17 protein-coding genes and 7 pseudogenes are annotated in these 20915 nt (G+C 32.0%); 9 read left to right on the top strand and 15 right to left on the bottom strand.

Annotation, left to right across the window (positions count from 1 at the left end; translation table 11 throughout):
* Positions 1-103: 103 nt before the first annotated feature.
* From AAIE21_RS22200 to AAIE21_RS22215, 4 genes and pseudogenes are all read right to left on the bottom strand, one after another.
* Positions 104-289 (bottom strand): annotated as a pseudogene (locus AAIE21_RS22200) (RNA chaperone Hfq).
* A gap of 367 nt (positions 290-656) precedes the next feature.
* Positions 657-893 carry a hypothetical protein gene (locus tag AAIE21_RS22205; protein WP_343268776.1) on the bottom strand — a complete coding sequence of 79 codons (237 nt, stop codon included), beginning with the start codon at positions 891-893 and terminating at the stop codon, positions 657-659.
* A gap of 105 nt (positions 894-998) precedes the next feature.
* Positions 999-1211: pseudogene (locus AAIE21_RS22210) on the bottom strand (DDE-type integrase/transposase/recombinase); the annotation flags it as partial.
* Positions 1212-1539: 328 nt separating this feature from the next.
* Complete coding sequence (locus AAIE21_RS22215) at positions 1540-2211, bottom strand: hypothetical protein (RefSeq protein WP_343268777.1); 672 nt, start codon at positions 2209-2211, stop codon at positions 1540-1542.
* 557 nt (positions 2212-2768) lie between these two features.
* On the opposite strand from AAIE21_RS22215, the gene AAIE21_RS22220 reads away from it, so the two are divergent.
* A complete protein-coding gene (locus AAIE21_RS22220; protein WP_174103126.1) occupies positions 2769-2993 on the top strand; it encodes a helix-turn-helix domain-containing protein in 225 nt (74 codons plus the stop codon).
* Position 2994: 1 nt separating this feature from the next.
* On the opposite strand, the gene AAIE21_RS22225 is transcribed toward AAIE21_RS22220, so the two are convergent.
* From AAIE21_RS22225 to AAIE21_RS22240, 4 genes are all read right to left on the bottom strand, one after another.
* A complete protein-coding gene (locus AAIE21_RS22225; RefSeq protein ID WP_343268779.1) occupies positions 2995-3612 on the bottom strand; it encodes a replication-relaxation family protein in 618 nt (205 codons plus the stop codon).
* A complete protein-coding gene (locus AAIE21_RS22230) occupies positions 3551-4732 on the bottom strand; it encodes an FtsK/SpoIIIE domain-containing protein (RefSeq protein WP_343268780.1) in 1182 nt (393 codons plus the stop codon). The genes AAIE21_RS22225 and AAIE21_RS22230 overlap by 62 nt, the downstream gene beginning before the upstream one ends.
* 100 nt (positions 4733-4832) lie before the next feature.
* Positions 4833-5018: a hypothetical protein gene (locus AAIE21_RS22235; protein ID WP_343268781.1), complete on the bottom strand. Its 186-nt coding sequence runs from the start codon at positions 5016-5018 to the stop codon at positions 4833-4835.
* A 1-nt stretch (position 5019) separates the two neighbouring features.
* Positions 5020-5316, bottom strand: coding sequence for a hypothetical protein (locus AAIE21_RS22240; RefSeq protein WP_343268782.1), 297 nt, complete (start codon positions 5314-5316; stop codon positions 5020-5022).
* 228 nt (positions 5317-5544) lie between these two features.
* On the opposite strand from AAIE21_RS22240, the gene AAIE21_RS22245 reads away from it, so the two are divergent.
* Entirely contained in the window at positions 5545-5718 is a 174-nt protein-coding gene (locus AAIE21_RS22245; RefSeq protein ID WP_343268855.1) for a hypothetical protein, read from the top strand.
* Between the two features lie 743 nt (positions 5719-6461).
* Here AAIE21_RS22245 and AAIE21_RS22250 read toward each other — a convergent pair.
* Both AAIE21_RS22250 and AAIE21_RS22255 read right to left on the bottom strand, forming a co-directional pair.
* The gene (locus AAIE21_RS22250; protein ID WP_343268783.1) at positions 6462-6971 is read right to left on the bottom strand and encodes an ankyrin repeat domain-containing protein; all 510 of its coding nucleotides are present in this window, start codon (positions 6969-6971) and stop codon (positions 6462-6464) included.
* 22 nt (positions 6972-6993) lie between these two features.
* The gene (locus tag AAIE21_RS22255) at positions 6994-7449 is read right to left on the bottom strand and encodes an AHH domain-containing protein (RefSeq protein WP_343268784.1); all 456 of its coding nucleotides are present in this window, start codon (positions 7447-7449) and stop codon (positions 6994-6996) included.
* A gap of 74 nt (positions 7450-7523) precedes the next feature.
* On the opposite strand from AAIE21_RS22255, the gene tnpB (AAIE21_RS29655) reads away from it, so the two are divergent.
* From tnpB (AAIE21_RS29655) to AAIE21_RS22265, 3 genes and pseudogenes are all read left to right on the top strand, one after another.
* Entirely contained in the window at positions 7524-7667 is a 144-nt protein-coding gene (gene tnpB, locus AAIE21_RS29655; protein ID WP_481858704.1) for an IS66 family insertion sequence element accessory protein TnpB, read from the top strand.
* Between the two features lie 49 nt (positions 7668-7716).
* Positions 7717-8163: pseudogene (locus tag AAIE21_RS22260) on the top strand (SUKH-3 domain-containing protein).
* 312 nt (positions 8164-8475) lie between these two features.
* On the top strand, positions 8476-8991 hold the full coding sequence (locus AAIE21_RS22265; protein WP_343268785.1) for a hypothetical protein: 516 nt from the start codon (positions 8476-8478) through the stop codon (positions 8989-8991).
* A 362-nt stretch (positions 8992-9353) separates the two neighbouring features.
* Here the strand turns inward: AAIE21_RS22265 and AAIE21_RS22270 are convergent.
* A pseudogene (locus tag AAIE21_RS22270) lies at positions 9354-9757 on the bottom strand (hypothetical protein).
* Between the two features lie 1058 nt (positions 9758-10815).
* Positions 10816-12516 (bottom strand): hypothetical protein, encoded by a 1701-nt coding sequence (locus AAIE21_RS22275; RefSeq protein WP_343268786.1) that lies wholly within the window; start codon positions 12514-12516, stop codon positions 10816-10818.
* Positions 12517-13773: 1257 nt separating this feature from the next.
* Here AAIE21_RS22275 and AAIE21_RS22280 point away from each other — a divergent pair.
* Entirely contained in the window at positions 13774-15498 is a 1725-nt protein-coding gene (locus AAIE21_RS22280; RefSeq protein ID WP_343268787.1) for a helix-turn-helix domain-containing protein, read from the top strand.
* A 109-nt stretch (positions 15499-15607) separates the two neighbouring features.
* Here the strand turns inward: AAIE21_RS22280 and AAIE21_RS22285 are convergent.
* Positions 15608-15922, bottom strand: a pseudogene (locus AAIE21_RS22285) (hypothetical protein).
* A gap of 255 nt (positions 15923-16177) precedes the next feature.
* Here AAIE21_RS22285 and tnpB (AAIE21_RS22290) point away from each other — a divergent pair.
* A complete protein-coding gene (tnpB, locus tag AAIE21_RS22290) occupies positions 16178-17305 on the top strand; it encodes an IS200/IS605 family element RNA-guided endonuclease TnpB (RefSeq protein WP_343268788.1) in 1128 nt (375 codons plus the stop codon).
* Between the two features lie 605 nt (positions 17306-17910).
* Positions 17911-18597: pseudogene (locus AAIE21_RS22295) on the top strand (RNA-guided endonuclease InsQ/TnpB family protein); the annotation flags it as partial.
* A 277-nt stretch (positions 18598-18874) separates the two neighbouring features.
* Here the strand turns inward: AAIE21_RS22295 and AAIE21_RS22300 are convergent.
* Entirely contained in the window at positions 18875-19246 is a 372-nt protein-coding gene (locus tag AAIE21_RS22300; protein ID WP_343268789.1) for a hypothetical protein, read from the bottom strand.
* A 1-nt stretch (position 19247) separates the two neighbouring features.
* Complete coding sequence (locus AAIE21_RS22305; protein ID WP_343268790.1) at positions 19248-20069, bottom strand: ParA family protein; 822 nt, start codon at positions 20067-20069, stop codon at positions 19248-19250.
* 520 nt (positions 20070-20589) lie between these two features.
* Here AAIE21_RS22305 and AAIE21_RS22310 point away from each other — a divergent pair.
* A pseudogene (locus tag AAIE21_RS22310) lies at positions 20590-20841 on the top strand (glucan-binding protein); the annotation flags it as partial.
* Positions 20842-20915 lie beyond the last annotated feature (74 nt).

A 20915-nucleotide genomic window follows, 5' to 3' on the forward strand; every position in this document is an offset into this window, starting at 1 on the left:
AATTGAATCTGAACCACTCAATTCCTGTTTTTGCGTTATAGCAAATAAATAAAATACCATAAGAAATATATGCATTGTTAGATGATTAGATATATAGTTTTTATTATACAATTGTTGAGATTGCTTGTTTATAAACAAGTTGCTGTTGGTCATTCGATTTAATTAATACAGTAAATTTATCCGTTGAGATAATTTATCCTAGAATATGAACACCACTTTTTAAGATTAACCTGACTAGTTTCTTCGAATCTACAGCTTGTTGATACATATTTTCTTGTAAATTAATCATTATGCATTTCTTTCCTTTTTAGGAACGCAGTCAATGCAAGCTCTGTTATTTCAAAGGATTAGCATAGGATCTTTTCTTTATTTCTTCATATAACTGTTCCATTTCTTGCTCTGTAAATTTCCCCTCTTTTATATCGTCAAATGTACCAGAGCCAATAAATTTTATATCATCCCAATGAATCTCATCTCCCAAGGTTCAAAAAGTTTCTCTAAGATTTTCTCACCTTTCGCAACTTTTTTGTAAATTTTATCCATTCATCGTTTATGTATACGAGATCATTCTAGGTTTAATTTTGTAAAATCCGAAGGTTGAATGCCTTTTCAGAGTAGTAAAAATCATAAGGTGTATCCTTATCGATGAATTTTGATCAATCTATTTGAATGTCTGGCTCTTTCTCTGGAATCTGTCGCGGTTTTGTTTCCAGAAGTGTATATTGATGCAATGGGAAATTTATTAATTCTTCATCCTCTATATCTTTCATAATCCAATAGTTATTTTCTTCATCACCAGCATAATATTGGAACCACTCACCAGTGTTGGTTCTAAGTACATGTTCAACTTGAACTTCTGTTTCTTTATAAGGTTCTGTTGCAAAGTTTCTCAAGAGATAAACAGAGGCATGAATATATGAGGAAATAGTATGAGGATACTAGTAATTGCTGTAATTCATGATATACCGAAAAGGCGGAGTCTATTTGAAGACTTCGCCTTTTCGGTATAGTGCATGAACGGTTTCGATTCCTTTTATCGTACGTGAAGCATAACGAATACTTTGAAATCCTGCGGATTTGGCAAAACAACGCTTCACCTATCGATGATCCTGTTCTATAAGATTGTTCAGGTATTTAATTGTACAATGAGTAGTGTGCTTACAGAAGCCTTTTTCCCATAATTTCTTAAATGCACAAAGTAATGCGGGCGCTATTATCGAATAACATAAGTAAAAAATGATCAATCTTTTTTATAAAAACCAGTCTTAAATCTACTAGAAAAGTATCCATTTTGATTAATCTTTTTTCAAAATGGATGCTTTTTATTTATTGTAAAATGTTGGCTTGTGGGGTATTTTTAATCAAACTTTATTTTAAAGCTACAGAAAATTCAAGATGTAGTCAACATGATTCAGGAAGTAGCGGTTACAGTAGCGACTCTAGTAGCAGTTTTGATAACAGCGGTTGGTAACTTGCTATCTTTATTAAGAGAGATGTTTACTTCCTTACAACCAATAAAATAAGTTTTTAGCTCTTCTATTATCCTTGATATAATGGCTCATTATGTGTGTAGTTAATAATAAAAAGTGGATCCAATTGATAACGAAAAGCTGTTACCATACAGTTTGTATTTTGTAATTTTGTAATTTCTTCTTGAATTTCATTACCATTCTCATCTAATCCCTTTGTTTCAACCCCGTTAACTGTTGCTCCTTTAGGAGTCAAAACAGTTAATTGTACTTGACTGCCATTTTGGAGTGCAATGCCATCAAACGGTAAGCGAATCTCAAATTGATAACTACCATTACTTTGACGATAAATTTTGTAGTCGTATCTTAATTCATACACATAACTATTTCCAATTTGATTAATTAATGTTAATGGACATTTTACTAATGCTGAACGCAATAATATTCTTGCAACGTCTTGTTCTGTTTCTTCAGTACGATTTTCCTTTGCTTCTGTCACCACATCTTCAGTTCCAGCCAATAAATCACTTTCCCTATATGGTCGAAATTCTAAACCGGATTTCTTTATCATCGCAATCGCTTCATTAGATAGCGAATTTCCACTTGGTACATAATATTCTTCAGACAATGGTTCATCCGTTATAATTGTAGTGAACACTGAAACCGTATCGTACGCATCATTATTATAACGAGAGGTTCCACGAACAACTACATGAGCATCTTGAAACTTTACATTTGTCATATGCATTTCCTCCATCTTAATTTTAGTTTTGGGTGCAGTAAAAAATACCTCTATATGTTTAATAACTTTTTACATGTTGCATATGAAAAGTAATTTTCACATATAAAAACCCCTACTTATCCCATTTCTAAAAATAACATATATTCTGAAAATTTATCAATATATCCAACTTTAATTTTATTTTTATTAAAATTGTGGTACGTGAAATTATATATTTCTTCAAAATTCGACTGCCAAATAAATTTTAGTTTCTTATTTTATTAAACTATGTTTCATAACTTAATAAAACATAAAAAGCTTAAACCCTTGTGTACCAATGGATTTAAGCTTTTTATTTTATAGGAATACCCTTTGCAACAAGTTGCCATTAGGCTAGTGTATCAGCAACTTGTAGCTATTACTATGAATGCTAGATTCCTCAAAATTATTACATATTTTTTTAGATTTTCTTTATATTATTCTATGCTCTACTGTTTATAAAATTCCTATTTTCAGTGACTTTTAAAAAATGGGATTATTGGACATGCTGTAGATAAAAACACAAGGAAGTGAATTCAATGAATTGGTATTCTAAACCTAGATCAGCTTTAGGACGTTTTTTAGACAAGCATAAAATCACACAAGAAGAGCTATCTTCAAAAAGTGGTGTTACCCGTTCTACCGTGAGTCGATTGTGTAGTTTGGATAGCGTATCGCCTACAACTAAGAATTCCAATCGTATTATTAGAGCATTAAGAAAATTAACCGGTAAAAATATAGATTCTACTGACTTTTGGGCATAAATTAACTAAATACATCTTCCATCACGAATGTTCTCATAAATACATTTTGTTTTACAGCATATTGTTCTAACTTTTCCTGTCGATAGTCTGATAGTGTGAAAAAGATAATTACTGGAGTTATATCTTTCTGTCTTTTATAGATATCTGTTATATGGCCATATAACTGTATTTTACGTTCATTTGCTTTCATATGTTGCATACGATCTATCTCAACAAAGTGAGGGACTTTATCTTCAAAATAGGTTGCATCTGGGATGATTCGATGTCGCTGACCACCGATTGAAAACTCTATAGGCCTTTCTGTTTTCCATTCTGGAAATCCAAGCCACATCCAGGCTTCGTTTCTCATTAATATGTGCTGTAATTGACTATTTTTCTTTACTGTCCTTGTAATTCCTAATAAATCCCGTCCTTTTTTATTTAAATAATATACATGTTCACGAGCAATTTTTGTGATGTGACAATAAGAAGCCAGATCCTTTAATACACGATTTGCATTCCGAATACTTCCTAAACAGTGAATGGCTTGCAATTGCCTCCTGGTTGCAAAATCTAATTTACTCAAAGTGGATAAAATCTCGATTTGCCTCGCTTTCTGTTTGAGGGTTTGATACCTCATGTTTTTTCACCACCTTATATTGCTTCAGTAAATCCCACATGTCTTTATCCTTTAAATACGGTACCTGGATTTCTTCTGTACGATCAGTCTTAAATAATGCTCTTCCTGGAAGGGAAGGCAGATCCTCAAGACCTGGTTCATCCAAAGCAACTTGTGAAGCAACCGCTGTTGGTAATCGAAAACCTAGCTTTGCATCAGCATTTTGTTTAATTTGCCTTGGCAATGTGTCAGAGGTTGGATATTGGGTACAAAATATAAGCCGGAATCCTAAACCACCTCCGATTCTTGCGATTTCAGATAACATCTCCTGGCACATAAACAATATATCCCGTTGTTTTTTAGGTAAACCTTGTGTCGGACAAAGATTCGCTCCTTCATCTACTATGATGAAGCAACGTTCTCTAATTGATGTATCTATAACATTGGTAAAATAGGACTTTTTCATCATCTCAATCTGTTTTACCATCTTTTCACGTACTCTCACCAACATCTCTAACGCCTGTTCCGGGTTTTCAGCTACTTCTACTACTTGAGATAGCTCTTTGTAAGGACTAAATTCTAGCCCTTCCTTCAGATCGATAATATAAAAATTCACGTGTTGAGAGTGTTGTAAAATTAAACTCGTCATCACATTTTTTAGAAATACTGTCTTTCCAAAACGTGTCATACCCGCTACGCACATGTGCGGTGTTTTCTCGAAATCATGGTATACGTGTTTATCTAACGATTTCCCCATCATAACTCTCCATGTGTGCTCCTTTAGTAGATCCTTAGACCAATTCCACACTTCAGGTATTTGTTGCTTAAATACTCGAATATGAAGTTCCCTTTGATGAAACGATATTTTAACAGGTTTATATAGTCCTTCTTCTAATACTTCAGCTAACTTTTTGATGAGCTGACTTGGGACGCCGAGCGGTAACTTGTAAACATAATTCATGCTTATGTCATCTTCCATTTCTTTTATAAAAACGGGATATTGTAATTCACCTTTATGCTGAACACAGATCTTTGTAATTTCAAAAAACGTAGCAATTTTTTTCTTATCACTCATCTCTTTACCTCTATAAAAATAAGCAACAGTTAAAAGGGTTGCTGGAATTAATAAAAGTGACAACATTTCCTCCATACCTCCTTGAGGTAGTTGAGCTTGTATGGAAGGGAAGAAATACATCTAATAGGTGCACTGTTATCTTATTTTTCAACTACCACATGTGATACTAGCGTAGAAACACATCTAGCATATCCATTAGAACGTACCAAACACTTCCGATAAGCAAGCATTTGAGACCTGCACGTAGCAACCAATCTGGAAGGTAAAGTCCTTTCTTTTTCAAGAATTTAATCCCTAAAACTGAGATACCAGTAACACCATAAACAACCCCTAATTCTCCAATGATTGTCATGTTAACTCCGTCCTTTCGGTTTAATAGACAGATTCCCTTCATTATCTTTGTACAATTGATAATCATCGAGTAATTCATTCCAACTTAATGGATACTCGTCATCATTTAGATCTTCCTCAATTTTTTGGCTTAAATAATAGTAACCTCGGTATTGTCGATCTAAATACACTTCATGCCGAAGCATGTGCTCTTGTATAGCACAAATATCCTCTTCTTTCTTTGTCCTTTTGTACATTTGACGTAAAGTTTGTGAAGAATACAAATAAGGTGTACTATACAGCATTTGATATTGACTCATATTCTCACCATCCATATAGATTTCTAGATACACTAAATACATATGATGATGATTTACTTTTTTGAATTTGTACAATAAAAAAGAATTAAAATACGCCATTCCCATTTTAGAATGACGTTCGACAATAATCTTCAATTCTCTGAAACTGTGCTATAATGACTTAGTAACCGAAAAGTTAGGGTGCATGGTTGTCATTTCTCTTCTTTCCACTTGTAGTGGGGGAAGGGGGTGAATAAAGCCATGGAAACATTTCTTGAATTTCTTAAAGAGATTATTAAAGGCGTACTACGTGAGAGCATAGCACACCTTTATAAGAAACATTTAGAAAAAGAGAAATCCACCCTTTCTTATCGCCGTCGCAAGCAAAAGAAAAAGGGTGGATCTCGTAAGACAAAACGTTAAACGATAACCATCACCCTAACGGCTATGGTTACCTCTAAAAGATGAGCACATGTTAGCGCATGTTGCTCTCTTTTTTATTGTATGAATTTATAGATTGGTGTATACCTTAGATTGTATTTATATTATAGCATGTACAATGAGATTTGCAATCAATGCAGAAACCAATGTTTTATTAATCATTGTATTTAGAAATCTGATTACTGAATGGTTTGTTGAAATATTCATCTGTTTTATTATCAAGTATGCATATCTCTGTAGCAAATACTCTTAAATAAAAAGTCTCTTTTTCTATTCTTTTTCATCCATCTTTAGCCTGAAGTATTCAGCAATTTCTGTTTGTCCTCATTCAAGTCCCAATGCTTATATAAATGTTTCGACATTTCGAAAAAAGTGTGCAGTGATAATAAAGCTGTTTAATTTACAATAAAGTCGTTTGAAAAATAATAAAGTTGTTAAAAAATGCGGGTCATTCTATTCCACAATCGGGCCAGATTGTGGAATATCAACTTGAAGATGATGAAAATATTTTGTTTGAATGGAAAGTATTGCACTTAAACTAATGGTGCAGATTAATTGAAGAAGAATGGATTCCAAAAGATCGTCATTAATTAGTTTAATATACAGTCCATGTGTTTATATTCATCTCCCAATAAAATGTCATCTCGCCTAAGCTCGTACTTCGTTTTCTGTTCTATCATTGCACGTAATACTCTATGATGGTAGAGTATGTACTTTTTAACAGCCTATTCTTTTTCATCCATCTTCTGTTTTAAATATTCAGCAATTCCTGTTTGCCCAAATTCTCTAGCATATTCATAAGCATTCATATTCTTAATATTTTCTCCAGTGTATCTAATTGAAATATCTATTCCTTTTTCAACTAGAAACTCAGCTACTTCTTTATGTCCACCATAAATCGCACCAAATAATGGATTTCTTTTTGCTAAGCTCACATCTAATTCTGCGCCAGCCTCAATTAAATACTTTACTATCTCCAAATACCCCGCTCCTGCTGCCAAATTTAATGCAGAAGCATCAAATGTACCACCTCTAGCATCAATATCTATCCCTTTATTAATTAGATACTCAACCATTTCAAGGTGTCCTTTCTTGGCAGCTACATGTAACCATGTTCCAAATGTAGTCATTGTGTTCAAAATTTCTTTATCATTACCTATTAATTGTTTTACTTCATTAATATCACCAATTTTAATTGCATTTCTTATTGCTTTGTTTACACTTTTTTTATCCAAAACATATCCTCCTTAAATTCAATTATCTTCTACTGGCTAATCCACCTAATTCTTCAAGAGCGTCAACAATATCGTCAAGGTCACCGCCCTCAGCTTCAACATCCCTTAACCGCTTTACAACAATCTCCAAAGCATCAAGACTATGTTGTCCTACTAAGGCATTTGGTGCCCAAACAAGATTTTCCTTACCAATTATTAGGTCTATCCCATACCTTCTTAATATTTCTTGACCTTCTTGAACAAGTGCTTTTTGTTTCTGGCCAAGACCTTTTTTAAATAGAATATGATGTGCATGTGGATTTATCATATCAGCAGGTGGGTCACCTATTAGTCCTTTAAGATACTTACCAAAATTCATTTTAATTAATGCTTCATTATACTCTTTAGTAATACCTAAATCAGATATCTTTTTACCAATCTCAGCCAACTCTTCTTTACTAAAAGTATTATTTTCAATAGCATTTTTAAGCTTATTCATCTTAGCGGCATCGACATTCCCGTTCACAATTATATCATCAAGATAATCACTTACGGTATTACCCGTACGCAGCTATTGTAAAAGAAGAATTTGAGTTAGATCCCTTTTCTTCTTGTTTATTTGTTTTTTGCAATCGCTCACGCGATAAATTAAAAATTCTTGTTTGGGAACATAATGGTTTCTGGTTGTACTATCGCAGATTGGAAAAGAAACAGTGATTTGAAGGGTAATAGTATTCTATAATATTGATTACTAGGAGGAATGAAAATGGAAATATCAAATAAGGCAATAGAAGAATTGAAAAAAGCGGGATGGTATGAGGGGAGAAAAATAGACATATCAGAAAATATAAAGTTTCTTGAAGAAAGAGGCTTTGAAGTTTTTGAAAGTGCAAAAAAATTTATGGAGGAGTTTGGAGAATTACGAATCAATGTTGAAAAAATTTGGCCAGATGGATTGGTCATATCTAAACATACCACTTGCATTAAGGAAGTGATAGGTGTGTTAGATAGTTCGTGTTTTGGTTTAGAAAATTTTATTGATGATAAAGTTATTCCTATAGGCTCACTCTATAATTTTGAAATAGATTTATACATATAAGAATCAGGAAGAATATTTGAATCAACAGGTTGGGCAGGAGAGAATGCTTTAGAAGCATTGGATAATATTTTTCGTGAAAAAGGAACATTGATTTGGGATAAATTTAAAGGATAATAATAATTTTCTAATGAAAAATTATGCCCTAACTTACTGCATAACTGTAATTAAGCAGTGAGTAGTGGGAAGGGAACAGAGTGGTAGATAAAATTAAAAGGTGATTTAAAGTTGATGAAACTAAAAAATAGTTTTAAAATACTTTGCCACTTATGTTAAGAGATAATAAAGTTGTTTAATTTACAATAAAGTCCTTTGAAAAATAATAAAGTTGTTTAATTCTTATTGAACTAACGGTGCAGGATAGTTGAAAAAGGATGATGATATAATTAAGGGGGAATTTACTTTATTTTATAATTTATGAGGTGGGAAATGGACTCTTTAGAATTAAACAAATCTAAATATATTGTCTCTAATATCAAAGATATTTTGCATAAAAAGCTTATTCTTGATAAACCGTTAACTAAAAATGAGTTAAAAAAATTAAACCTAGTTAATCCCACTGTATACGAAAATGAGAAGTATCTCATTCAAGAACGGTGGTTTTATAGTATTAATATCGGAGAATGGGAAGATGTGGATATTATTATTCAAGGGAATAATGAAAATCCCGATGTGGAGATTATCGAAATGGCAGAAAAAATATTCGATGAACTCCATCTACATATAAGCTGTGCATTAAAATATTTACAGAAATTCTTCCCTAATCAAGAAATGAAGAACTACTATCTATCCACAATATGTTTTGGGAAGATGGTTAATTTTGACGATTATATATTTTCAGGGTTTAGTTTAGCTTTTATTTTTGATGGTCACTTTGAGTTTCAGTATAAAGTAAAATTTAAAGATGATGGATGGCCTATTGGTTTTGAAGGTGGGCCACTTTAATAATCATAGATAATTTTTTCTTATTGAACTAACGGGTGCTTTAGTTGAACAAGATTTAAACAACTTTATTATTGATTTTTGTCTACAAACACATTTAAATGGTTAGAAATTAAATAACTTTATTATCACTTTACATTAGCAACAATAATACCACTCTCACATATTATGAAAGTGGTATTATTATAAAAAATATATTGTGATTACTTAAATACATAAAAAATGGTACACAACAAAAATTACTAATCAGTTGTATTATAAATTGTATAGAAATTTGTACAAATCTATATACAATTAGTCGTAAATAATTTCGCTTCTCACTTTTCTAGATAACTGCCATTTGATTAAAAATTAGCTATTTTTAATCAAAAATCCATAAATTCATGAATTTCTGCTTTTCTCTTTAAAAATATTTTTAGTGCTTCTGGTTCTCTATTAATTAAATCTATCGCATGATTAGCCTCTAAAACTAACTCTTTATAGCCCCAGATAAACCTTGCTGTTGTAGTTTTATTGTGACTATGATCACCAAAATAAAATTCTAAAGGAAGCAAAGGATCAGATACTTTAAATAATTCTGCTGTGTACCATGATGGTTTATCTTCATTCTTACCTAAAATTAAATACTCTATGTTTCCGCTTTCTAATAAGCTAATACCATATATTCACAATTCAAATCCAAATTAAATTTCATATTCTTCGTATAACCAATCTCAATTAATTTATCTGAAAGTTGTTCTCCCGTATTACTCATACATACTATTTTCATCAAAAATCTCTCCTACTCTTTATTAATCTATAAATTTAAATGTGAGAGTAATCCTATGGATCTAGGGTCCCTTAAATCATTTTGCAAAGGATTATTATGAATTTGTGCGTATTGTACAGTATGCCGTCTTTTAATTACATTATTCATGAATGTCCTCCTTTTGAAGACAAAAGAAAAAGGCTCCTTTCCTAAATTTAAGTATAAGAAATTAAGCCTCTTAATTGTCGTACAAATTAATCACTATATATCAAGAACACACGTTCTTATTATATACAAACTTATGTTCTTTGTGAAATAAAATATATAAATTACTTAAAAATCTTATATAAATATATATCTTATATATATTAAAAATATAAAGATAAAACTTATATAGGTCTAGTAAATATGGTCTTATCCCTACTGTAACAAGGAATTTGAGCATACTATAGCGTAAAAAATCATAAACAGCAAAATCTAACAACGTAAAATTAGCCATTAGTAAGGTATAAAACCTACAAATAATCATAAATGGAATCATATATTTCTACATAAAAAATGAAACAAATTGATGCATTGTTACATATATTTATTCAAGTGCTAGATTTTCAGTTCATCCACTGTATGTCCACAATTTTATAATATTTACTCACAAAACATTCACAATATACGCTAACTAATCAACATAATTAGAATTGGTCACATTACTCACATAAATATTGATGATTTTTGATAGGTGAAGTAGTAAAACCCATTTATTTCAATAATATTTACATAATATTATTCACATTAGGTTTCATTTATCTACTTACCCACGAAATTTAATAATTATCTTATGATTTTTTGTAGGTATTTGAATGTATTTTAGATAAAAATAATGTGTTTATTTAAACATAGGTGTGGAAAATTAGTTAATTGCAGTACAGCTTTGTATAGGAATGTATAAAAAAAGACTCTATTATGAATAGAATCGAGTAAGGATGTCTATGAGGAGAAATCAGTGAAGAGCTTTTAAATAATGGAACCAACACGAATAGCCCTCTATTTATACTTTTTTCAAAAATAGAGAGCGAGTATTGTTAATTTGTTTCGATTACCTCAAGAACCTGTTCAGCTGTTGTTACATGAATACCAGCGCGTATTAATTGTTCAAATGCACGCATAAATGTAATCAAATTGAACTCATCCGGCACTTCAATAACGCGAAGCTTTTCTTTAGGTAGTCGATCTATCTTTTCAATGAACAATTCGCGAACATCACTCGGAATAAAGCGTTCTTTATGTCCTCTTGCTTTTAGAAGTTCACGTATTTCTATTTCTAAAGCCATATAAGCATTTAGATTTGTACCTTGTTCATAGGCGTACTTTCTAAACAACGTTTCTTCTTGATACTTTAGATAGTTGCGGTGATACGATTCCTCTGTAACAGGTACAGCATATTTATATTTTAGTAACTTATATGTTTTACGGAACAACTTTTTGATGTTTCGTAGAGAGTACATAGAGAAATGCAATCCGAAATCAAATACAGCTTGTTCTTTTTGCTCTTTTGGAACATGTTGTGTAATAAGAGGGTAAATACCTTCTTTTGCTGCTGTATCAAGGATTTGATATTGTGATGTTTGATTTAATAGTTTCTTCAATGTATATACTAATTTACTTGGATATTCTTCATTACGATCTATCATGTCACGTAAGCTACGAATGACACTTCGAATTTGTCGATGACAAGTATACTTAAGTACATGGATAAATTTATTCATGTCTTGTGTAAATTCACCAATATTCATTTCCTGTAGCACAGATTCAATAAAACGAGATTTCCGAGCATACGTAACCTTTGGGGTGAATGGATCGCGATACTGTACTTCTCCAGCTTCTTTTGTACATAAGAAATCTGTATGTAAGGATAGATATAACGTCGTATATCTTTTTGTATTTTTACCCCCTTTTTGTAACTTGCAAATTTTGAATAGGGGAGTCCCTGTACATGGTAATGCAGTTGTTAATTCTGTCATAACCCCACGGATTTGATGTGGGTATTTCTTATGTAAAAAGCGGTACATTCCGCCAAAATGAGTTGAATTCCCTCTTTCATCCTGTTTGTCTAAGGAACGTTTAAGAGTTGTTTCGCTGTGCTGTTGCATAGCAATGTCTAAGAACAGTTTCTTAGCCGCAACTGACAGCTCAAAGAAAGCCTTGGTAAACACGACTGGGCTAATATACACATAGGAATTTGCCTTTTCAGTTTCTTCGTTCATAAAATGAGTGAGCTTAATGGTATAACGGCCATCTAATTCATTTTCTAGTGTAATAATGTTATGTAAACTTAATTTCTTTAATGCAATATAGAATTGAGAATGCTGTATATAAGCAAATTCCTCTTTATACTGCTTGTAATCTTCCCATATCATATGTACTGTTACATTTGGAATGACTCCATTTGTGTAACATTTCTTGTGTAGATATAAAAAGACTTCGAGATCCGCATTTGTAATACCGTACAATTTATGTTTTCGTCCCATTGTTTCTGAAATAGCAGATAGTGTACGACGTGAAAAAGATGGTTTCGCCTGAGCCACAAAGCCGTCTACATCAGCAATACGTTCTTCGTATGTCATATGATCTAGAATATCCTCAAGGTATGTATCTTTATAGCTGTAGTATTTTTCTTCAAAAGCTTCAACAAGTTTCTGCCAAGATTTCAATGTTACTAAAACTGCATTAGTATCTTGTCCATTTAAACTACGTTGATTACGAATAATAAATGATTGTCCCATCTTTTTCACCTCCTACACAGAAATCCAGAAATATATGCCAAAACACTATAAAATATACCAATTATGATTATATCAAATCGAAATTTGATGAAATGTGCCCCTTTAAGAGAGAAAATGAAAAGATGAAATGCGCGTTAATCCCTTGTGTATCAAGGGATTTGAAGATTTATCGTTTTTTTTTTATGGACATCATACCGCTACAGATTTTCATCTTTCTAGAAAATTTATAAATCATTAGAAAGAGCCTCATAAACATTGATAAAACAATGTTTATGGGGCTCTTTTATAAATACGAAAGGAACATCATATAGCTATAAGTTTTCATGTTTTTAGATATGAAATTATTTATAGAATAGCCTTTAATCGTTGGTATTAAAGAGTTTGAACTCAAAATCTCAAATTTTAAAAGGGACATCATATAGCTAAAGACTTTTCATCTTTGTATAAAAAAAGGGACATCATACCGCTACAGACTTTCATTTTATATAAATAGTCGAAAATAAGAACAAAAGGCAGTGAATGTATGATATCAAAGGGTTTATAGAACATTTACATCATTCAAAAGGGACATCATATAGCTATAAGTTTTCATGTTCTTAGATATGAAATTATTCATAGCATAGTCTTTAAACGTTGATATTAAAGGATTTAGTCTCGAAATTTAAAATTTCAAAAGGGACATCATATAACTAAGAACTTTTCATCTTTGTATGAAAAAAGGGAGATCATATCGCTACAGATTTTCATATTATATAAATAGTTAAAAATACGACCAAAAGGTAGTGAGTGTATGATATCAAAGGATTAATAGAACATTTACATCATTCCAAAGAGACATCATATAGCTATAAGTTTTCATGTTACATATTGTAATTACAAAAGGAAATCTTTTATATCAAGCTTTAGCCCTCTTTTTTAAAAATTTCGTGCAGTTGAATGGGCAATAATATAGCTACAGATTTTCATGTTATGAAAAATAAGACTAATAGAAGAGTGATCTATGAAAAAAAGTTAGGATACTATGTAAGCCTTTGAATTAACTTGTATTTGGATTTTACAAATTGATTTGGTCTTGTATAATCATTAAAAGGGATGATCATAGGTATGAAGACTAGGATCCTGTAAAGGTGTAACGTAGAAAAATTTAAATAGAATGTTCTAATTATCTTTCTTGTTATTTAGAAAGGGACATCATATAGCTAAGTATTTTCACGTTTAAATAACATTTATTAAATTTATGTTAGGAGCAAAATATATATGGAAGACGTTCTACAATTGTTTAGAGATGCATTATCAATAACAGAACCACTTTATAAACAGAACGAGCAATTGTGGCATAAATGGAATTCTTACTATGTAGACGTTGTAGCAGATAATAGTAAAATTGTAACTTCAGAATACCTTTCTCCATCATTTTCAATGCTTGTACAGTGGGTGAAGCAGCAGCAAGGAAAAGGCATTTCCGCTTTAGATATATTTAAAAATATAGATACTTACAAAGTAACGATTCATGAGACAATTAGTGTCTTTATAGCCCAAGAGTTTCGTAATGATGAAATAGTTAATACTAGAACACATACACCAGTGATTGAACCTGATGCGAACATAGCACATGAAAATTATTTGGAAGTAAATAATTCCGCTGTTTATTATAAGTTAAGAGATGGGATAGCAAAAAATCAATTTGAGGAAGATGAAAGTACAAAATTAAAATCATATCCCATTGAAACGAAAGATAGTAACGGAGTAGCACAGCTTTCATCTCATAAAGATGAAGACCTAAGGTTAACGAATATTGAAGAAGCCGCAAGATGGAATACATTAGTAGATGGTGTAATGAGTAATATGGATGATTTAACAGCTGACGTATTAGATACCATCACAATTCAATGGCTAAATGAAGCAAACACACCTGATGAATTTATTGATTTTTCATATGAACAAGTTTTAGAAATGTGCAGTATTTCAAAAGCAAAAGCAAATGGTGTTGAATATTATAGGGTGGAAGATAAGATTAAGGTAGCTAAACGTATAGCGGCTCTAGCAAGTATTTTTATATACTTAAACGATGAGAATGAAGTAGTTGTACTAAATGATCGCGCTGAAACTGGGAAACATTATGAGGTAAAGCGTGAAGTGATTAAAAGGTTATTTGTATTAGATTCTGTAGTGCTTTGGAGAGATAAAAATACAAATGAATACATGGGTATAGAATCGTGCCGAATTAAACCGGGAAGTTTCTTATCCAGTTATCTATATGGATCTAATAGCACTACGGCACTATTATCAAAAAAGGCCCTAGAATATAATAGCTATAGACACAAATATCATAAAAGGTTAATTCGTTATTTGACATGGCAGTGGAGAATTCGTCAAATGTTTTCTAACTTAAAAAGGCCCTATTCTATAGGGGGGGATAAAGGATTATTAGCGGTAATGGGCATAAACCAAAAGCAAAAGCCTAACCGTATTCGTGATCAATTAGAAAATGTTTTGATTGATTTAGAAAAAGAAGGTGTAATTTCCCATTGGGGATATGATAAAGGTTTAGATGAAGAACAATTGACGAAGAAGAATTGGTTTAAAAATTATTATTCACAGTTAGGAATAGTAATACTACCACCTAAAGAATTAATTCACTCAATGGAAAACTTAGCAAAGAAGAAGACTACTGATGTAATTCATTCAACGGAAAGTTTAGCGAAGAAGAAGACTATTGATGTAATTCATAGGGATAATCAGCCAGTAAAAACTGAAGAAAAGTCCTTAGATATGAACAGAAATGAACAGTTAATTCGGGATAGAATAGAATTTATGCATCGGAGAAAGAACATAACTATGCGGGAGCTCTCAGCAGAGATAGGCATATCACAGCCCACTCTTTCAAGATTCTATAATAAAAAAACAAAGCGTCTCTCTGGAACTGCGAGAGACAAATTAAACCAATGGTATAAAAGACAAATGATTATCGATAAAATGTAAATTAAAGCTAAAAATTAGTATTAAAAAGAGTCCTAGAAATAGGACTCTTTTTAATGTAGTTATTGAATTTGTTGGTTTTAAAATACAATACATAAATATAGAAATATCCCTATTCGGAAATAGGGATATTTCTATATTTATAAATCTCAGTTAATAATTTAAATTTCCTTTTCTGTTCAGGAGTTAATTGATTTTCTACATAATGATGTATAAGTAAATCAATTATTTCATGAGCATATTTATTAGTGAGTTTCATTAGTGCTCCAAGCTCTTCCTTAGATTGACTAGAAATTTTAATACCGCCCTGTTGATTTTTAAAATTCTTTTTCTCTTGTCAATTCACTTGCTTTTGCTCATTTTTAGGTGAAGAAACAGAAGTATCTTCGCTATTTTTGACAACAAAAGTAGAAATATATAGAAATATCTACTTTTGGAAATAGGGATATTTCTATATTGTAAAGAAGAATATAGTAGTGATATGTGGTACATACAATAGAATCAGTAATTATTCTAAAGCTCCCTCCTATCCCCACATTTATCATGTTCCGACAGAAGACTCCTTCCTCAAAAATGGGAAGGTGTGAAACACCAATTTTAGGTGGGAGATGAATGTCGGTAGGCGTAAGCCTACATTTTTTAGTATACTGTAGGCATCATACAAAAAAGCGAGGTGCAACCCATGTTAGTAAATAAAGCATATAAATTTCGTATCTATCCAAATAAGAGACAAGAAATATTAATTGCTAAAACGATTGGGTGCAGTCGCTTTGTATTTAACCATTTTCTTGCTCTTTGGAATGATACCTATAAAGAAACAGGAAAAGGATTAACCTATCCTTCTTGCTCTGCCGAGCTCACTCAATTAAAAAAGAAGCAGGATACAATCTGGTTAAAGGAAGTAGATAGTATTGCCCTTCAATCCACATTAAAAAACCTCGCAGATGCTTTTTCACGTTTTTTCAAGAAACAGAATGATATTCCACGTTTCAAGTCTAAAAAGAATAAAATTCAATCCTACACAACTAAGCAAACGAACGGGAATATTGCAATTGTAGGCAACAAAATGAAATTACCGAAACTTGGCCTTGTTCGCTTTGCCAAAAGTCGTGAAGTAGAAGGTCGTATTTTACATGCAACGATTCGACTCAATCCAAGTGGTAGATACTTTGTATCTGTCCTTGTCGAAACAAACGTAAACGAAATGTCTAAAACTGAATCATCTTGTGGAATTGATGTTGGATTAAAAGATTTTGCCATTCTTTCTGATGGCACAACATACAAGAACCCTAAATTCTTTCGTATATTAGAAGAAAAGTTAGCGAGAGCACAGCGTATCCTTTCCAGAAGAACGAAAGGTTCTTCGAACTGGAATAAACAACGTGTGAAAGTTGCACGAATCCATGAACATATTGCAAATGCAAGAGCTGATTACTTACATAAACTCTCTACCGAAATCATCAAAAACCACGATGTCATCGGTATGGAAGACTTACAAGTCAGTAACATGCTCAAAAATGGAAAGCTTGCAAAAGCGATTAGCGAAGTATCTTGGTCACAATTTCGAACGATGTTGGAATATAAAGCGAAATGGTATGGCAAGCAAGTTGTTGTGGTATCTAAAACATTTGCTTCTAGTCAGTTATGTTCGAATTGTGGATACAAAAACAAAAACACTAAAAATCTAACAATTCGTGAGTGGGATTGCCCTTCTTGTAGCACACATCACGATCGAGATCGGAATGCAGCACTCAATCTTAGAAACGAAGCAATTCGTCTCTTAACCGTAGGAACTACGGGGATAGCCTAATCCATTAGAGTTCGATAGAACTCCGTACTTAGGAATCTCCCACTTCAAACAGTCCGTAAGGACGTTAAGTGGTGAGTAGTTCAAGATAACAAAAGCAATGATATAGGGAAATATTCACCTATAGAAATAGGGATATTTCTATATTGTAAAGAAGAATATAGTAGTGATATATGGTACATACAATAGAATCAGTAATTATTCCAAAGCTCCCCCTTATCCCTCCATTCTGACAACAAAAGTAGGGATATATAGAAATATCCACTTATAGAAATAGGGATATTTCTATATTGTAAAGAAGAATATAGTAGTGATATATGGTACATACAATAGAATCAGTAATTATTCCAAAGCTCCCCCCTATCCCTCCATTTCTGACAACAAAAGTAGGGATATATAGAAATATCTACTTATAGAAATAGGGATATTTCTATATTGTAAAGAAGAATATAGTAGTGATATATGGTACATACAATAGAATCAGTAATTATTCCAAAGCTCCCCCCTATCCCTTCATTTCTGACAACAAAAGTAGAGATATATAGAAATATCCACTTATAGAAATAGGGATATTTCTATATTGTTAGAAAAGAACACAGCGATGATAGATTCTGAAACGCCAGGCTAAGAGATGGTACGCTATTTTTAGTGTCGGAAGACAAGTTGTATCTCCCTCTATCGATAGAGAAAATGTAGTTGGTATAGATGTGGGACTTCATGCATACGCTGTTCTTTCTAATGAAACGATATTTGAAAATCCAAGATTTCTTTTGCAAAAAGAAAAACAATTGAAAAAAGCACAACGTAACCTTTCGAAGAAAAAGAAAAGCTCTGCTAACTATAGAAAACAAGTAGAAAGGATTCGGAACCTTCACGAAAAGGTGGCGAATCAAAGAAAAGATTTTTTACACAAATTAAGTTATCATCTCACGCAAATGTATTAGGTGATTTGTATAGAAAATCTTGATATCCGAAATATGGTTCGGAATCGAAAGGTGTCAAAGTCGATTTCCGATGCGGGGTGGGGGATTTTTCGCAAGCTGCTGATGTATAAGTGTGAAAAATTTGGAGGCTTACTTGTGAAAGTAGACCCAGCATATACATCACAAGATTGTTCGAGCTGTGGGAATCGTGTGAAGAAATCACTATCGATTCGGACACATATTTGCACAAAGTGTGGAACGGTATTAGACAGGGATCATAATGCTAGTCTAAACATTTTGCAAAAAGGGTTAGAGCAATTACTTGCGAGAACGACTGAAACTGTAGGGCAAGGTTGTGTCCAAACAGTATAAAAGACGCCTGTGGAGAGTATGTAAGACTACTTGGATTCTCAAATAGCAACGCTCTATGAAACAGGAAGCCCCTTCTTCAAACAACTCGTAAGAGTGTTAAGGAGGGGTCATTCACTAGTTAGCTTTAGAGACAAAACGAATGATGAAGGAATATCATGAGGAAGTGGCAGCGGAGAGGGAGAATAAAAGTTTGTGAAGGAAGTTCAGGTGATGATATTTTTTAAACCACAAAGATATAGAAATATCCCCATTTCTAAATAGGGATATTTCTATATCTTTAAATCTCTGTTAATATTTTAAATTTCCTTTTCTGTTCAGGAGTTAATTCATTTTCGACATAACTATTTATAAGTAAATTAATTATTTTATGAGCATATTTCGTATTAGTGAGTTTCATTAGTGCTTCGAGTTCTTCCTTAGATTGACTAGAAATTTTAATACTGCCTTGTTGGTTTTTAAATTTCTTTTTCTCTGGTGTTTGCTCGTTCTTTTTCTCCTGCTGATTTACTTGTTTTTGTTCATTTTTAGGTGAAAAATTTGGAGTATCTTCGCCACTTTTTGTTACAACTGGATCCTCGTTTGGGATATAAGGATCTGTTGGGTCAAAATTGCTCTTTTTTCTGCCTAATAATCCAGGAGTTTTTGCCATGTTATACACCAACCTTCAAACTTTCAAAAATATTGATACGAGACAATAATTCATCACTAATCTTTTCGTATAATTCTATTACATTTAAATCATGTCTATCATTTTCAGTAATACCGTTAACATCAAACCTTTTAATACGTTCCATCTGTGGAACGATATTTTTAAATAGGTTTTCTTCACCAAAAATTTCACGAGCATTTTCCATAATGTATTCATCCACTTTACCATTATTTTTTAATAGCACGGGAAGAATACCTACAACCTCAATATCAAGATCATATTGCTCTTTTAATTTTACTAGTTGGTTAATGTAGTTTTCTGCACCTGTAAGAGAACGCTCTTGTGTTTGTAGAGTTATAAGAACATAATCAGAAGCTACAACTGCATTTTTTGTGACTTCAATTGACATAGGTGGAACATCGATAAATATGTAATCGTATTTATGTTTTATTTTCTCAAGTAATCCCTTAAAGTAGAAATCTTCTTCTGCTTCCGAAGAACACGATTTATATAAAAATTTTGCGAAATCTTGAAAATCAACATAAGAAGGAATTAAATGTAAATTTTCCATTATTTCAACTTCTAATCCATCTAAATTCCCCTCTTGAATTCCTTTCATTAATGTTTTATTTAAAGTTACCTTTTCATCAGGATTAAGGATAGATTTTGTTAACATAAGAGATTTTGTTGCATTACTCTGTGGATCAAGGTCAACGAGTAAAGTTCGTTTCCCCTTTTTTGCGAATTCATAAGAGTTTAATACAGCATTAGTGGTTTTACCAACGCCCCCTTTGTAATTCCCAACAGTAATTGTAATAGCCATTTATACCACTCCATTTATTATTTGAAAATTTCCCTATATCCCTATTTCTGTATTTTTGGTACCGAAATCAAGTTGTAGGGAAATATCTATTTATAGAAATAGGGATATTTCTATATTATATAGAAGATTATAGCAGTGATATGTGGTACATGCAATAGAATGTGCCATTTATACCACTCTAGTTCTTTTTTTAACAATTTCTTATATCCCTATATCTATATTTTAATAACAAAATATAGATATAGGGATATATCAACTTATATAAATAGGGATATTTCCATATTATAAAGAGAATTATAGTGGTGATATTCAGTACATGCAATAAGATCATAGAATTAATGGATAATGCCTAAACTATTGATTTCAAAAGAGATGATTTACCTTTCATTCTATTATTAACAACAATCATTAATAGCGTGGATTTGAAATAAAGTTTAATTGTTTATAAAACAGTATAACCATTTATAAGATAGTTTAGCCGTTTTAGGTATATGTATCTATCTTAGATTGATGGATGTGTGGTGCTATGCGGACAGGAAAACTAGCTGAAGGCGGTACGGTATGGTATTTCAATCCGGATGGCTCCATGGTAACAGGCTGGAAAGTAGTGGACGGTGAATGGTATTACTTTTATGATGGTCCGGTGCAAACAGGCTGGTTAAAAAAAGATAGAAATTGGTATTATTTACAATCTAATGGTGCAATGGCAGTAGAAAAACATTTTATTGATGGTAAATGGTATTCATTCAAAGATAATGGCGTTATGATGTAACAAAAGGTCTTTTAAACTGAATATATGACACCAGATATCTATTTTAAGATACTTCTATAATAAGAAAAGGCACC

The organism is Paenibacillus sp. 102, from assembly GCF_039549175.1.
Classification (GTDB): domain Bacteria; phylum Bacillota; class Bacilli; order Bacillales; family Bacillaceae_G; genus Bacillus_A.

Coding starts and splice junctions, on each gene's coding strand:
- AAIE21_RS22225 (WP_343268779.1), bottom strand. CDS start 3,612: ATGAGGTATCAAACCCTCAAACAGAAAGCGAGGCAAATCGAGATTTTA.
- tnpB (WP_343268788.1), top strand. CDS start 16,178: ATGTTAGTAAATAAAGCATATAAATTTCGTATCTATCCAAATAAGAGA.
- AAIE21_RS22235 (WP_343268781.1), bottom strand. CDS start 5,018: ATGACAATCATTGGAGAATTAGGGGTTGTTTATGGTGTTACTGGTATC.
- AAIE21_RS22280 (WP_343268787.1), top strand. CDS start 13,774: ATGGAAGACGTTCTACAATTGTTTAGAGATGCATTATCAATAACAGAA.
- AAIE21_RS22255 (WP_343268784.1), bottom strand. CDS start 7,449: ATGAATAAGCTTAAAAATGCTATTGAAAATAATACTTTTAGTAAAGAA.
- AAIE21_RS22230 (WP_343268780.1), bottom strand. CDS start 4,732: ATGTTGTCACTTTTATTAATTCCAGCAACCCTTTTAACTGTTGCTTAT.
- AAIE21_RS22240 (WP_343268782.1), bottom strand. CDS start 5,316: ATGAGTCAATATCAAATGCTGTATAGTACACCTTATTTGTATTCTTCA.
- AAIE21_RS22305 (WP_343268790.1), bottom strand. CDS start 20,069: ATGGCTATTACAATTACTGTTGGGAATTACAAAGGGGGCGTTGGTAAA.
- AAIE21_RS22265 (WP_343268785.1), top strand. CDS start 8,476: ATGGACTCTTTAGAATTAAACAAATCTAAATATATTGTCTCTAATATC.
- AAIE21_RS22215 (WP_343268777.1), bottom strand. CDS start 2,211: ATGACAAATGTAAAGTTTCAAGATGCTCATGTAGTTGTTCGTGGAACC.
- AAIE21_RS22275 (WP_343268786.1), bottom strand. CDS start 12,516: ATGGGACAATCATTTATTATTCGTAATCAACGTAGTTTAAATGGACAA.
- AAIE21_RS22300 (WP_343268789.1), bottom strand. CDS start 19,246: ATGGCAAAAACTCCTGGATTATTAGGCAGAAAAAAGAGCAATTTTGAC.
- AAIE21_RS22220 (WP_174103126.1), top strand. CDS start 2,769: ATGAATTGGTATTCTAAACCTAGATCAGCTTTAGGACGTTTTTTAGAC.